This is a genomic window from Eisenbergiella massiliensis, assembly GCF_003435485.1.
In genome coordinates, this window is record NZ_QVLV01000037.1 from 33,337 (window position 1) to 47,630 (window position 14,294).

Below are 14,294 nucleotides of genomic sequence, written 5' to 3' on the forward strand. Positions count from 1 at the left end.
TATCCGAACCAATGCATCCTGAAACATGATTTCCTCTGCATTAATTCTCTTTCATCGTCAGAAACAGAAGCTCCATGGTCAGATCAAAATTTACGTTGGCTGAAAGCCTGGACTTCGCTTTTTCCAGCGCATCCAAGATTATTTCAATCCCTTCGTAGCTTCTCTGATCCGCTTCCTTTCTAATATACTTTATTTCTTCCTTAAAGATCAAGTTATTTGCGTCATTGGTTGCCTTAAAAAGCAATACATCCCTGTACCAGATGGACAAAATATCCAGATAATCGGTCACATCCAGCTTATATTCGGAAATTTTCTTAATAGCGGCCACAATTTCCGAAATCTCCATATCACGAATATATTTTAAAAGCGTTACCGCCTCTTCCTTCACATTATCAAAATCCTCGCTGGAAGCCAGCATTTTGGCACGTCCGATATTTCCCCTGGCAAAAGCCACACATACATTTGCCTTATAATCCGGAATCTGCAGATCCTCCATCAGAAACTTTCGTACAATATCGTCACGCACCGGCTTCATATTCAGCACAACGCACCGGCTCACAATCGTGGGAAGCAGCGCCTCCACATTCGTTGTCAGAATCAGGATTACACCATATGCCGGAGGCTCCTCCAGCGTCTTTAAAAGCGCGTTCTGCGCCTGTACCGTCATCTTCTCCCCTTCATTGATAATATATATCTTATAGGGGCTGGAATAGGGCTTGATGACAATATCATTATTCACCTGGCTCCGGATATCTTCCACACCAATGCTGTTCGGCTTTTCGTGGGTCACACGGATGATATCCGGCTGGTTGCCGCTCTCCGCCTGTTTGCAGGAATGGCATTCCCCGCACGGCTCAATCCCGCCCCTTTCACACTGAAGAGTCCTGGCAAAAATCCTGGCGATGAACTCCTTGCCGGAGTTTCTTTCTCCATTAATAATATATGCATGGGATACCTTGCCCAGCCTGATTGCGTTCTGCAGGTGCTCCTTCATAGCCTCCTGCCCGTAAATATCCTGAAAACCTGCCATAACTCCCTCGCTTTCCCACGGGGACGCCGTGCCTTACCGCACTCCGTCTCCCGACTGTACCCTGCGCGCCTGCCTGATATAATCCATAACCTCCTTCAGGCACGTCTCCAGCTCACCATTATAGAATCTTCTGTCAATCCCCGCTTCAGCTATTCGTTCTTCACTGAAATCCTCAGAATCCGCAAGAAAACGCCTGCACATTTCCTCATATTTGGGGTTTTCCTGCTTTTTTTCCCGGTCCAGCGCCCTCTGCAGGCGTTCCCCGTCTTCCACCTCAATATAGATGGGCACGATTTTTTCCTTCCCCACAAACCGTTTCACCGCCCTGTAGGACTCCAGCGTCCCAATCAGCAGATAATCTTGTTTTTCCAAATCCAGCTGCCCGTCATCCACCGTAAAATAATACCACGGCCCATAAAAGGTGCTGTACATCCTTTCCTCAATTATCTTTCCTTCTGCGCGCAGCCTTTCAAGCTCCGCCTCATCCGTAAAAAAATATTCCCTTCCGTTCTCCTCACCGTCCCGTATAGGCCGCGTCGTATAGGGAACCAGCGTTTCCAGCCGCAAATCCGTACAGTCCAGAAGCCTCCGGTAAATGGTGTCTTTACCGGAAGAGCTCTTTCCTGCAATATAAAATATTTTTCCCATCTGTTTCTGACTGCAAACGTTTGTCAGTCTTCCTCCTTAGCATAGGCAATCGCACACCGGACGGCGCGTTTCCAGCCTTTCAGCTTCTCCTGCCGCATTTCCTGCGTCATGAACGGAAGGAAGGTTTTTTCCAGGAACCAGTTTTTCCTGATATCCTCCTTATCCTTCCAGAAACCAGTGGCGATTCCCGCCAGATAAGCCGCTCCCAGCGCTGTGGTTTCAATGCACTCAGGCCTGAGCACCTCTTTATTCATAATATCCGCCTGGAACTGCATCAGGAAATCATTGGCGCTTGCGCCGCCGTCCACACGCAGGTTCTTAAGCGTGATGCCTGAATCCTTTTCCATGGCTTCCAGCACATCCTGCGTCTGGTAGGCAAGGGACTCCAGCGTGGCACGGATAAAATGCTCCTTCCTCGCCCCGCGGGTGAGCCCCACAATGGTTCCCCTGGCGTAAGGATTCCAATAAGGCGCTCCCAGCCCGGTAAAGGCCGGCACCACATATACCCCGTTGGTATCCTCCACATCCTGCGCATACTCTTGGGACTGCGGCGCATTTTTGATCATACGCAGTTCATCGCGCAGCCACTGTATGGCCGCTCCCGCCACGAACACGCTTCCTTCCAGCGCATAGCGGATTTCCCCCTCTGTGCTGGCCGCAATCGTGGTCAGCAGCCCATTTTGGGAGGCCACTGCCTTATCCCCCGTATTCATCAGGAGGAAACAGCCCGTACCATATGTATTCTTCGCTTCCCCGGCCTCAAAGCAGCACTGTCCGAACAGCGCCGCCTGCTGATCTCCCGCTGCGCCCGCAATGGGAATCACTCCGCCAATGACCGATTCATCCGTATAGCCGTAAACACAGCTGGACGGCTTCACCTGGGGCAGCATGGATCTGGGGATTCCCAGGCGGTTCAGAATATCCTCATCCCATTCTCTCTTATGAATGTCAAAAAGCATGGTACGGGAAGCATTGGTGTAATCCGTTACAAAAACCTTTCCCTTGGTCAGGTTCCAGATAAGCCAGGTGTCCACCGTGCCGAACAGCAGCTCGCCCGACTCCGCCATTTCCCTGGCGCCCTCCACATTATCCAGGATCCACTTGATCTTGGTACCGGAAAAATAGGCATCCGGCACCAGCCCGGTCCGCTCCCTGATGATGCTGTCAAAGCCATCCTCCTTCAGCTGTTCAATAATATCCGCTGTCCTTCGGCACTGCCAGCAGATGGCATTGTACACCGGTTTTCCCGTTTTTTTACTGAAGCAGACGGTAGTCTCCCTCTGGTTGGTAATACCTATCGCCGCGATATCCTCAATCGCCGCGCCGATTTTTCCCATGGCCTCCACAGCCACACTCAGCTGGGAGGACCAGATTTCCAGAGGGTCATGCTCCACCCAGCCCGGTTTCGGATATATCTGGGTGAACTCCCTCTGCACCACAGAGCGCATATGCCCTGATTTGTCAAACAGAATACAGCGGGAACTGGTCGTTCCCTGATCAAGCGCCATCACATATTTTTTCATTCGTAATACCCCCGTTCTGACCCTAATTTAAAAATACTGAAATTTAAATTATTACTGCCGCTTACCCCTAAGCGCCGCTCTTCCCAGACGGCCGTTTCCTTCTCTCCTGCCGTCTGTATCCAGGCGGCTGTCTCCTACTGTCCGGCTCTTTCCATGATACCGCAGCCGCCTGTTATACCTCAACTACCCGCAGCTGATTGGTCTTTCCGGAAATTCCCAGAGGCATTCCCGCCGTAATGATAACCTTATCCCCTTTTTGAATATAACCAGCCTCCACAGCAGCGTCAATAGCCGCATGGAACAGATCCTCCGCCGTATTCTCCTCCTGGATCAGCAGCGGCATTACACCCCACTGCAGGTTCAGCTGACGCCATACCAGCCTCTTCACCGTGCAGCCGAAAATCGGGCAGCTGGGCTTAAACCGTGAAATCATGCTGGCAGTAAAGCCTGACATGGTTACGCAGATAATTCCCTTAACATCCAAATCCGCCGCCATCGTGCAGGTTGCATGGGAAATCGCCGTAGTAATATTGCCGTCGCCGGGCAGTTCGCGTTTTTTCAGACGGCCGGCGAAGTCGATATCCTCCTCGGTCCTCTCCGCAATGCGCGCCATGGTCTGTACGGCCTCCACAGGATACTGTCCCTGTGCGCTTTCGCCGGAAAGCATGATAGCTGTGGTCCCGTCATAAATAGCATTGGCAATATCCGTGGTCTCCGCTCTGGTGGGACGGGGATTATGAATCATGGACTCCAGCATCTGTGTTGCTGTTATTACCTGTTTTCCTTTGGCAACCGCCTTTTTAATGATCTGCTTCTGAAGCACGGGAACCTCTTCCAACGGAACTTCAACACCCATATCTCCTCTGGCAACCATAATACCATCGGATACATCGATGATTTCGTCCAGATTCTTGATACCCTGCATATTCTCAATTTTAGCAACGATCATCATCTTGGAATTGTGCTCATCCAGAATCCGGCGCACCTCCAGCACATCCTCTTTATTACGTACAAAAGATGCCGCGATAATATCAAATCCCAGTTCAATACCGAACAGGATATCATTCCTGTCGCTTTCACTGATATAAGGCATGGAAAGCTCCGCGCCCGGCACATTCACGCCCTTGTGATTGGAAACAGGTCCGCCGTTTACAACATCACAGATAATATCGGTATCCGTAATTTCTTCCACCGTCATCTCAATCAGGCCGTCGTCGATGAGAATCGTGGTTCCCACACCGATATCATTTATCAGCTCCTTATAGGTAATGGAAGCCATTTTTTCCGTTCCCATCACTTCCCTGGTGGTCAGGGTGAATTTCTGTCCGGCCTCCAGATAAACCTTGCCGCCTTCAAAATCCCTCAGACGGATTTCCGGTCCCTTGGTATCCAGCAGCGCCGCAATGGGAAGATTCAGTTCCTTGCTCACCTTGCGCATTCTGTCATATTTTCCGTGCTGTTCTTCATGATCTCCATGTGAAAAATTAAAACGGGCCACATTCATGCCTGCCAGCATAAGCTCTCTCAGTTTTTCCTCACTTTGGGAAGCCGGTCCGATGGTGCAGATAATTTTGGTTTTTCTCATATTAACTCCTTCCGGTGCTTCAGACACCTGTCAATTAAGTATTGTTATTGTACAGTCTCCGGTCAACCCCGCTCCTGTTTCCGCGGTCTCCACCCCCTGTACGTTCAGCCTCTGCCTCACGTACGTCTCTATTAACTTAATGACCTCCTCCGTTATTACCTCTCCCGGAACTACCAGAGGAATTCCCGGCGGATAAAGGTTCACATAAGTTCCTGCTGTCTTTCCCGCCGCCATGCCAAGCGGACAGGAGTGCTTCTCTGCCGTCAGCGCCCGGTAAAGCGGCACCGACATCTCAAGCTCCGGATACGGCTTCGCCTGCTGCGGGCAGTCCTGCGTCTCCAGGCCTTTATCAATTTCCAACAAAGCATCCGCAAGCCGCCTTAAGCCCTCCTCCCTGTCCCAGGGAGTCACTATGGCGGTTACATAAGTATCGCAAGCCATCTCCATTTGAAGATAATAACGGTTCAGAAGCTCTTTGTAAAGCGTATTTCCCGTAATTTTTGTATTCTTTACAGATATCAGCAGTTTTCCCGCATCAAAAGCTTTCATACAGCCTTTTTCCAGAATATCCCTGTTCATCAGCCTGAGATGCTTTAATTCTTCCGTTTTCCCGTAAAAACGCGCCATCCGCTGTGCAAAACCGCCCCAGCACGCCCCCTCCTCCAGGAGCCTCACACAGGCATCCATACTGCCCATCAGCAGATAGGACGGACTGCTGGTCTGATAAATCCGTTCATACTCCCGCACAACGCTTCTGTCCACACGTGTCCCGTTAACATGCAGAAGTGCTGTCTGGGTCAGCGCAGGAAGCGTCTTATGAAGACTCTGAATAATCAAATCCGCTCCCTGACGCACCGGACTCTCCGGAAAAAACGGATCAAATCCAAAATGCGCCCCATGCGCTCCATCCACAATCAAAATGCCCTCCGCCCGGTGGACAATTTCCGCAATTTTTTCAATATCAGAAACTACCCCGTCATAGGTAGGGGAGGTGAGCACCACCGCCTTTGCCTCCGGATACTCCCTCAGGGCCGCTTCCACCTGCTCCGGCAGGATACAGTCCGCTATCCCGTAATCCGGCACCGTCTCCGGATAAAGAAAAACAGGCTCCAGCTCCCGCAGGAAGCAGGCATGATACACGGATTTATGGCAGTTCCGCGCCATGATAATCCTGCTGCCTCTTGGCGCCGCCGCCGAAACCGCAGTAAGGATCCCCGCCGTAGAACCATTTACCAGAAAAAAAGTTTCCTCCGCGCCGAAAACAACCGCCGCCTTTTCCTGCGCCTCCTTCAGAATCCCATCCGGCGCATGCAGATCATCAAAACCCTCTATTTCCGTAATATCCAGCCCCGCAATTCCCTGAAGCGCCCCAATCTCCTCCGGCATGTTCCTTTTATGCCCGGGCATATGAAAGGGATAATACTGAGAAGCCCCGTATTCAGTTAATCTTGCAAGTAATCCTTCCATTTGCCTCCTGCATGCCGTCGGTTTTATTTTTCTGCCGCCTTTATTTCTTCTGCTGCCAGCTCCCCGTTTTCCTGCGTCTTTGGCTCCTTTTCTTCGCCACCGCTTCTGCGGGGGAGTGTCGTCCAATGCCTGCCCAAATGCTTCACAGCCTTCAGCCGTGGCTCCACCGTTTCCAGAAATGAACAGTACTTATCCGCCGCCGTCACGATCCATGCCTCTCTGCATAAAGGCGGAACAATAGTAAGCGGCCACATATGCTTCTTGATAATATCCTGCTCCCTGGGAGATAGCCGGTACTCCCTTCCGGCATTTTTCAGCGCCGTCCTGGGATGGCTGAAGCCATGCATATTCCACAGCCCCCTGTCATGCTTATGATGATGCCAGTCATAAAGGAAATAATCGTGAAGCAGCGCTCCTCTGATAATATCCTTTTCCTCGCTCTTTATCCCCATTTTCTCCAGTTTTTCGTGGATTGCCAGGCTGCAGCCCGCCACGCTGATGCAATGGCTGTGCACGGAAATAGTCCCGTGCTGGATACTTCTGCGCGTACTTTTAAAATTATCGGACCGCAGAATATCCCCTCCATTTTCAGCAATTCTCTCCATAAATTTCCTGCGCCTTGCGATCCGGCGCTCCTGTTTTTCCCGCTGCCTGGGCGTCAATTCCTTATTTCTCATGATTTGTCCCCCAAACCAATTCCCTGTAATAGTTCAGACAACTGAACCTCTGCGATTCCATCTGACATTTTGCAGTTAATAATGTAACTGTCCAGCACTTTCAAAGTCACTCAATAATAACAGATCACCGGAAAGTTCCGTTCCATATATCCGTAAATTTCCTCCGCCTTATCACGCGGCAGATTGATACACCCATGAGAACCGTTCCTCATATAAATATCTCCGCCGAAGCTTCCTCTCCAGGACGCATCGTGCATACCGATATTCCCGTTAAAAGGCATCCAGTAATCCACATGCGACGCATAATTCTCACCGGTCAGCGTGGCATTCCTCTCCTTGTAGGTCAGCCCGAAAACACCGGCCGGCGTGCCGTATCCCCTGGAAATATTCCCGGACACGAAATCGCTTTCCAGAATCAGCTCCCCGTTCATATAAAGATATAAATGCTGGTTTCCCATATCAATTTCCACATAGGAAGCCCCAATATCTTCTCCCGGCGCCCCGGTGGCATAACCTCTGGCAAAATAAAGAGGCTCCTTCTCCACCTGCTCGCCCTTCCTGACAGACTCAAGAAGCGCGGCCGTCTCTCCCGCCCGGTCCGTCCACCAGCCGTAAGAACCGCTCTTCAGCAGAATAGTATTCCCTATTGTCGTGGTAAAATTACGATCCCTGCCATAAGTATCATGTTTTCTGGCCAGACCGTTCACATACTCCCGGGCCGCCTCTTCATCCAGCATCACATCGTCATCCGTAATCGTAATCCACTGGCTGATCACACTCCCATCAACCACTTCCCTTTCGCCGTTCCAATCATAGGTTATGACAGCGCCCACATACCGGTTTGCCTTCTCAAGCGCTTTCCTCAAAGCCTTATCATCCGACTTCACTGCCGCATTCTGGTAAAAACCGCCCGCATCCAGATCCAATGTTTCCTGAAGCCTTTCAAGCGCCTCCGCCACCGCATCCTTCACCCGGTCAAAATCCGCCACAGTACCCGGATACTCAGGAACAATTTCATATCCCCTGCCCTCAATATAACCGCTTATGTACGCATCCTCCGGAGGGTGGATATTGGCCTTCTTAAAAAAAACCGTCTCACTCAACCGCTCCGCCAATGCATCGTCACTGTACGTCACCGCCTTGGGAAGCTCAAAATCTCTCCCTCCAAAAAACATCATCGGCCACTTCAGCCCTGTAAGCTGCGCATTGATCCGATCCAGCGTATTATCATAAACATAGGTCATCCCCACCTGATCCGGCTTTACAATATCCTGCATATCCTCCCGGCCATAAATCTGCAGCTCATAAGCAACGGAAGGATTCAGAATCTCCTCCCGCACCTGCTCTTTGGAACGAAAGCTGTAATCCGTCCCATCTATCTGTGTCCTCCAGTAATAATGCCCAGCAAAAAAGAAGGCGCCTGCAAGATAAGCAAGAGCAAGCACCGCCGCAGTTATTCCCACGGCAATCATTGCCCTTCCGTATGCAGTCCCCCCTCTTTCAACCTGCGTGTCATTCATTTTTCTTTTATTCATCCGACAAATTCCTTCGTATAATCTCTCTCCCCTATTGTATCACTTATCCGTCAAAAGAAAAATAGATAAATAATGTATCGGTTGAGAAATACAGGTAAAATCGCAACAGCCCGGATAGCCGGACTTCTGCCTGCAATCCGGTTACCATCCGAAGCCAACACAGGTCCCTTACTCAAACTGTGCCAGGTACATCTGTCTGTACAGGCCCTCCTGACATATCAGCTCATCATGAGTACCCTGCTGAACCACGTCTCCGTCATTCACCACAAGAATTATATCGGCATTCCGTATCGTAGATAATCTGTGGGCGATAATAAAACAGGTTTTCCCCTCCATCAGCCTGCGCATCGCCTCCTGGATTTTCATTTCGGTACGGGTATCCACATTGGAAGTCGCCTCATCCAATATAAGCATCCTGGCCGGAAGAAGCATCGCCCGCGCAATCGTCAGCAGCTGCTTCTGCCCTTTGGAAATATTCGTCCCTTCATCGGTCAGTATCGTATCATAGCCCTGAGGAAGCCTGCGTATAAAACCGTCAATTCCCGCAGCAGCAGCAGCTTCCCTGACCTTTTCCTCTATGGCTCCCTGCTCCATGCCGCTAAGGCTCCCATAAGCCAGATTTTCATAAATGCTTCCCTGGAACAGCCAGGTATCCTGTAGAACCATAGCATAAGACTGCCTCAGGCTCGCTCTCGTTATCCCTGAAATATCCGTCCCATCCACACTGATATTCCCACTCCGGATATCATAAAACCGCATCAGTAAATTGATTAACGTTGTCTTTCCTGCGCCCGTCGGCCCCACAACCGCTACCATTTTACCGGGTTTTACATGAAAACTCAAGTCATGGATAATAGTTTTAACACTATTGTAACCAAATTTTACATGGGACAGCTCCACATCCCCTTGTGCATCCTTCAGATCCACACAGCCCGGACTGTCCGCCGGCTCCTCCTCTTCATCCAACAGCCGGAAAATCCGCTCCGCAGCAGCAATGGAGGACTGCAAATCACTGATGATATTCGCCGCCTCATTGATTGGCCCTGAAAACTTCCTGGAATACAGCACAAAGGAGGAAATATTGCCAATACTCATCTGCCCGAACAGATAAAGCACCGCACCAAACACACTAATCAGGGAAAGCGAAAGATTATTCACAAAATTCACCATCGGCCCTACAATACTACCGTAATATTCCGCCCTGTAATATGCCTTCATGGCATTTTCATTTCTTTCCTCAAACCGGTCAATCGTATTTTCCTCCTGACAGTACGCCTTCAGCGTCTTCTGCCCGGATACCATTTCCTCCACAAAACCGTTCAACGCTCCCAGCTTTGCGGATCTCTCCCGGAAAAGAGGCCTGGTTTTCCCCGTCAGATACCTGGTAATACAAACCGACAGCGGCAGCGTAAACGCAAATACCAGCACCAACCTTGGTGAAATCAAAACCATCATAACAAAAGCGCCGCTCACCGTTATCACCGTCGTCAGCAGCTGTACCACATCATCTGATAGCGATACATTTACCGTATCTATATCATAGGAAATCCGGCTGATGATATCCCCGCTCTGATGCACATCGAAATACCCCACCGGGAGTGAAAGCAGCTTCTCAAACACATCCTTCCTCATCCGGTAAACCACCTTCCGGCTTATGGCAATCATCAGCACCTGCAGCATATAGGAAAAAATTGAAGAAACCACATAAAATCCCGCCATCCAGGCCGCAAAATAAAAAACCCTTCCAAAATTTACCTTCCCCGGCCCCGGTTCAATCGCATCCACCGCATACCCGGAAAGCATCGGCCCAATCAAGGCAAAAAGATTGCTTCCCACCGTAAGCACCAATGCCGCAGCCAGATACCATTTATAGTGAAGCAGATAACCCCCCAGACGGATCAGCGTACCTGCCTTCCCCTTTTCTTTTTTCATAACCTCCTCTTTCCCCCTCCTCTCCATGTCCGTATTCCACTCCAAGTCTGTGCTCCGCTCCGGCTCCGTATTCCGTTCCAGGTTTGTAATCCGCTCCGACTCCATATTCCACTCCAGGTTTGTAATCCGCTCCGTACTCCTCTCCAGATTTGTACTCTGCCCCGGTCTGTGAACGACTTATCTCCTGATAGATTTCACAGCTTTCCATCAGTTCCTCATGCGTTCCATATCCTATCATTTCCCCGTCCTCCAGCACCAGAATATGATCTGCATGCATCACCGAACTGATTCTCTGGGCTATCATAATAGTCGTAGTATCCCTGAAATGCTCCTTCAGCTGCCTGCGCAGCCTGCTGTCTGTCCTGTAGTCCAACGCACTGGAGGAATCATCCAGTACCAGAAAATCCGGATGTGCCGCCAGTGCCCTGGCAATCAGGATACGCTGCTTCTGTCCGCCGCTCAGATTGGCCCCCTTAATATCAAGCATAGCGCCCTCACTCTGCTCCTTCTCCCTGGTAAACTCATCCGCCTGCGCATATACAAGTGCCTTCTCAATATCCTCCTCACTCAGCTTCCGCCCCATCCCTACATTTTCAAAAATGGAGTCCTCAAAAATAGTATCATTCTGGAACACTACCCCGAACTTCTCTCTCAGCTCCTTTTTTTCAAAACTTCGCACATCCCGCCCATCAATCAGGATTCTTCCCTCATCCACATCAACCAGCCGCATCAGAAGTGCCGCCAACGTAGTTTTTCCCGAGCCCGTTGCCCCAATAACCCCAAGCATTTCCCCTTTTTTCACCGAAAAGGAGAGGTTCTTCAGGTTTGCTTCCGTTTTATTATAGGAAAAGGTAACCCTGTCAAATACAATTCCTTTATTCCCGGCCTCCGTTTCATTAACAGAAGCTGCCTTCATACCTTCCGTCACAGTAACCATATCATCTTCGCAGTCTAATACCTGCTGTATTCTGGCTCCGGATGCCACCGCTTTATTTATAATGACAAACATTCTGGAGATCGACATCATCGCATTCAAAATAATGGTGAAATAGGTCATAAACGCCAATATTTTTCCAACCTCAGACGTTCCCGCATTTACTCTGTAGGCCCCTGCCAAAATCACTCCGACAAGACCCAGATTCAGAAGCATGTTCATTGCGGGGTTCAACACTGCCATTGTCTGCTCAGCGTTCCGTTCGCAGGTAATAACCATCTGATTGACGCCATCAAACTTATTTTTCTCATAATCCATCTTTGAAAGTGCCTTAATTACACGGATTCCCGCAATATCCTCCCTCACCAGACACACAAACTTATCCGCCGCTTCCTGCAGCTTCCGATATAAAGGCATTCCCTTCCTGGAAACCGCCGTCATAACAAAAGCCAATATCGGCATTACCAGTAAAAGCACCGAAGCCAGCACCGGATCCAACGCCATAGTAAAAATAATACCCCCCACAAGCAGAATCGGCGCCCTTACACCCAGTCTCTGAATTCTGCCTATCATCTGATTCACATTATAGGTATCTGTCGTCAGCCTGGATATCAATGACGGCTTTGTAAAGGAATCCGTCTGCCTGTCAGAAAGGTACATTGTTCTGGCAAATAAATCATGCCTGATAATCTGAGTCGCCTCACTGGCCACCCTGGATGCCATCCTGTTCGCAATAATATTAAAAGCCACCGCCAGCAAGGAACAGAAAACCATAACCCCACCCCATAAATAAATCTGCTTCAGGCTCCCCGCCGGAATTACATTGTCAATTACATATGCCAGCACCCATGGGATGCACAAGTCCATAACTGATCCAATAAACTTAATCGCAAACCCAATTCCCATTCGACCATAATAAGGCTTCAAATATATAGATATAATCTTTTTCATTTTTGTTCTTTTGCAAGCCCTTCCTCAATAAAGCTGTCCAATTTCTCAATTAAATACGGCTGAATATCAGGATACGTCCAAAACTCCCTCTCTTTCGGAAGCTCATCAAAGCACTTCACCTCTGCAATCTCATAATCCGGCAGAATGCCCAGACTCTCGATCTGCGCAAAATACAACATACCGAAGCTCGCTTCTCCTCCATTTCTCATACATGAGTAAGCACACACCGGATGCAGCACATACGTCTCCGCTCCTGTCTCTTCAAACAATTCTCTTTTTGCCGTATCTTCAATCCTTTCCCCAGCTTCTCTATGGCCGCCGGGACATTCCCATGTATTCCGTTTTCCGTGTCTGCATAAAACCCATTTGCCGTCCTTTATCGCCCCTATTACTGCAAATTTATATACCGAATCCTCTGCCCGATCATAAAATGCTACCTGTACCATTTTGCTCCCCCTAGATTACACCAAATATTGCACCACTATTTCTCACATCGTTAATAAACTCAAAATCAGTACCCAAAAGCTCCTGTTAAAGACTCATCATTCTCTATCCATTCGCTCACCATAACCTCTCGAAATTCATCCTTTGTATCCCTTAAGTATACCTTTTCAATACCTGCATTAATCACCAAACGCTTACACATAGAACAACAGCACGAATTTTCAATATAAGAACCGCTGTCCACTTCAATTCCCACCAGATATAAACTACTTCCGATCATTTCATCCCTCGAGGCGCTGATTATGGCATTGGCCTCAGCATGAACACTCCTGCACAGCTCATACCTCTCGCCTCTCGGTATCTTCATCTTAGTCCGTATACATTCTCCTATATCGGAGCAATTCTTCCTTCCTCTGGGTGCCCCCACATACCCGGTTGATATAACCTCATCATTTTTTACGATAACCGCCCCATAATGTCTTCTGATACAGGTACACCTCTGTGATACAACCTCCGCCAAATCCAGATAATAGTTTACCTTATCCCGTCTTCCCATAAATGAATTCCCCCTTTTCATCGCAATTACTTTAAATTATATAACACTTTTCTGCACTTGCAAAGTTCCATCAAAAGTTTCACATATAAAAAAAGACCTCAGTAATCATAACTGAGATCAAAAAATGAAGCACGGGGGATTCGAACCCCCGACAACCTGATTAAAAGTCAGGTGCTCTACCGACTGAGCTAGTGCTCCATACATAATATTTAATTTGTGACAGTAAGAAATGCCCAGAACCGGAATCGAACCAGTGACACGAGGATTTTCAGTCCTCTGCTCTACCAACTGAGCTATCTGGGCATTTGAGTAGCGGGGACAGGATTTGAACCTATGACCTTCGGGTTATGAGCCCGACGAGCTTCCAGACTGCTCCACCCCGCGTTAACATATTATATTGTAACACCAAATTGGTATCACTTGCAACTTTTATTTGATAAAAAATGGATGGAGGTGGATTCGAACCACCGAAGCAATTTGCAGCAGATTTACAGTCTGTCCCCTTTGGCCACTCGGGAATCCATCCAGAATATTTAATATTAAGCCGATGATCGGACTCGAACCGATAACCTGCTGATTACAAATCAGCTGCTCTGCCAATTGAGCCACATCGGCGTATTATAAATCCGAACAATCGGTATTTTTTTACGTAAGAAATGGGACCTATAGGGCTCGAACCTATGACCCTCTGCTTGTAAGGCAGATGCTCTCCCAGCTGAGCTAAGATCCCATACCTTGTATCAGATTCCCTAAGGAATCAACGACCCAGATCGGACTCGAACCGACGACCTCCGCCGTGACAGGGCGGCGCTCTAACCAACTGAGCCACTAGGCCGAATGAAACTTGCGTTTCAATAGGATATATCTTATGAATATACCCTCAAAACCGAACATTGAATCTAATCTCTTCTCTCTCCAAAACCTGCTTCTTTCAGGATAAGCCCTCGACCGATTAGTACTGGTCAGCTACATACATTGCTGCACTTCCACCTCCAGCCTATCTACCTCATAC

General features: G+C 49.0%; 11 protein-coding genes and 7 tRNA genes. All 18 read right to left on the reverse strand.

Annotation, left to right across the window (positions count from 1 at the left end; all coding sequences use genetic code 11):
* Window positions 1–40: 40 nt before the first annotated feature.
* Window positions 41–1,030: a DNA polymerase III subunit gene (locus DXC51_RS27700; RefSeq protein WP_021637620.1), complete on the reverse strand. Its 990-nt coding sequence runs from the start codon at window positions 1,028–1,030 to the stop codon at window positions 41–43.
* 33 nt (window positions 1,031–1,063) lie between these two features.
* Window positions 1,064–1,678: a nucleoside/nucleotide kinase family protein gene (locus tag DXC51_RS27705; RefSeq protein WP_117545873.1), complete on the reverse strand. Its 615-nt coding sequence runs from the start codon at window positions 1,676–1,678 to the stop codon at window positions 1,064–1,066.
* 23 nt (window positions 1,679–1,701) lie between these two features.
* On the reverse strand, window positions 1,702–3,201 hold the full coding sequence (glpK, locus tag DXC51_RS27710; RefSeq protein ID WP_102287088.1) for a glycerol kinase GlpK: 1,500 nt from the start codon (window positions 3,199–3,201) through the stop codon (window positions 1,702–1,704).
* A 172-nt stretch (window positions 3,202–3,373) separates the two neighbouring features.
* Window positions 3,374–4,786, reverse strand: coding sequence for a pyruvate kinase (pyk, locus tag DXC51_RS27715; RefSeq protein ID WP_117545874.1), 1,413 nt, complete (start codon window positions 4,784–4,786; stop codon window positions 3,374–3,376).
* A 30-nt stretch (window positions 4,787–4,816) separates the two neighbouring features.
* Window positions 4,817–6,253: an aminotransferase class I/II-fold pyridoxal phosphate-dependent enzyme gene (locus DXC51_RS27720; RefSeq protein WP_117545875.1), complete on the reverse strand. Its 1,437-nt coding sequence runs from the start codon at window positions 6,251–6,253 to the stop codon at window positions 4,817–4,819.
* Between the two features lie 23 nt (window positions 6,254–6,276).
* A complete protein-coding gene (locus DXC51_RS27725) occupies window positions 6,277–6,930 on the reverse strand; it encodes an HD domain-containing protein (protein ID WP_021637614.1) in 654 nt (217 codons plus the stop codon).
* Between the two features lie 110 nt (window positions 6,931–7,040).
* Entirely contained in the window at window positions 7,041–8,465 is a 1,425-nt protein-coding gene (locus tag DXC51_RS27730) for a L,D-transpeptidase family protein (RefSeq protein WP_117545876.1), read from the reverse strand.
* Window positions 8,466–8,633: 168 nt separating this feature from the next.
* Complete coding sequence (locus tag DXC51_RS27735) at window positions 8,634–10,397, reverse strand: ABC transporter ATP-binding protein (RefSeq protein ID WP_117545877.1); 1,764 nt, start codon at window positions 10,395–10,397, stop codon at window positions 8,634–8,636.
* Complete coding sequence (locus DXC51_RS27740; protein ID WP_243003284.1) at window positions 10,333–12,282, reverse strand: ABC transporter ATP-binding protein; 1,950 nt, start codon at window positions 12,280–12,282, stop codon at window positions 10,333–10,335. Before DXC51_RS27740 ends, DXC51_RS27735 begins: the two co-directional genes overlap by 65 nt.
* Entirely contained in the window at window positions 12,279–12,728 is a 450-nt protein-coding gene (locus DXC51_RS27745; protein WP_117545878.1) for an NUDIX hydrolase, read from the reverse strand. Before DXC51_RS27745 ends, DXC51_RS27740 begins: the two co-directional genes overlap by 4 nt.
* 65 nt (window positions 12,729–12,793) lie before the next feature.
* Window positions 12,794–13,282, reverse strand: a complete 489-nt coding sequence (locus DXC51_RS27750) for a deoxycytidylate deaminase (protein ID WP_025487846.1) — start codon at window positions 13,280–13,282, stop codon at window positions 12,794–12,796.
* A gap of 125 nt (window positions 13,283–13,407) precedes the next feature.
* Window positions 13,408–13,480: transfer RNA gene (locus tag DXC51_RS27755), tRNA-Lys, on the reverse strand.
* Between the two features lie 32 nt (window positions 13,481–13,512).
* Window positions 13,513–13,585: transfer RNA gene (locus tag DXC51_RS27760), tRNA-Phe, on the reverse strand.
* Between the two features lie 7 nt (window positions 13,586–13,592).
* Window positions 13,593–13,666, reverse strand: a tRNA-Met gene (locus tag DXC51_RS27765).
* A 60-nt stretch (window positions 13,667–13,726) separates the two neighbouring features.
* Window positions 13,727–13,808, reverse strand: a tRNA-Tyr gene (locus tag DXC51_RS27770).
* 16 nt (window positions 13,809–13,824) lie between these two features.
* A tRNA-Thr gene (locus DXC51_RS27775) sits at window positions 13,825–13,897 on the reverse strand.
* A 42-nt stretch (window positions 13,898–13,939) separates the two neighbouring features.
* Window positions 13,940–14,012: transfer RNA gene (locus DXC51_RS27780), tRNA-Val, on the reverse strand.
* 31 nt (window positions 14,013–14,043) lie between these two features.
* Window positions 14,044–14,117, reverse strand: a tRNA-Asp gene (locus DXC51_RS27785).
* Window positions 14,118–14,294 lie beyond the last annotated feature (177 nt).

Coding starts and splice junctions, on each gene's coding strand:
- glpK (WP_102287088.1), bottom strand. CDS start 3,201: ATGAAAAAATATGTGATGGCGCTTGATCAGGGAACGACCAGTTCCCGC.
- DXC51_RS27735 (WP_117545877.1), bottom strand. CDS start 10,397: ATGAAAAAAGAAAAGGGGAAGGCAGGTACGCTGATCCGTCTGGGGGGT.
- DXC51_RS27745 (WP_117545878.1), bottom strand. CDS start 12,728: ATGGTACAGGTAGCATTTTATGATCGGGCAGAGGATTCGGTATATAAA.
- DXC51_RS27700 (WP_021637620.1), bottom strand. CDS start 1,030: ATGGCAGGTTTTCAGGATATTTACGGGCAGGAGGCTATGAAGGAGCAC.
- DXC51_RS27720 (WP_117545875.1), bottom strand. CDS start 6,253: ATGGAAGGATTACTTGCAAGATTAACTGAATACGGGGCTTCTCAGTAT.
- DXC51_RS27725 (WP_021637614.1), bottom strand. CDS start 6,930: ATGAGAAATAAGGAATTGACGCCCAGGCAGCGGGAAAAACAGGAGCGC.
- DXC51_RS27750 (WP_025487846.1), bottom strand. CDS start 13,282: ATGGGAAGACGGGATAAGGTAAACTATTATCTGGATTTGGCGGAGGTT.
- DXC51_RS27740 (WP_243003284.1), bottom strand. CDS start 12,282: ATGAAAAAGATTATATCTATATATTTGAAGCCTTATTATGGTCGAATG.
- pyk (WP_117545874.1), bottom strand. CDS start 4,786: ATGAGAAAAACCAAAATTATCTGCACCATCGGACCGGCTTCCCAAAGT.
- DXC51_RS27705 (WP_117545873.1), bottom strand. CDS start 1,678: ATGGGAAAAATATTTTATATTGCAGGAAAGAGCTCTTCCGGTAAAGAC.
- DXC51_RS27730 (WP_117545876.1), bottom strand. CDS start 8,465: ATGAATAAAAGAAAAATGAATGACACGCAGGTTGAAAGAGGGGGGACT.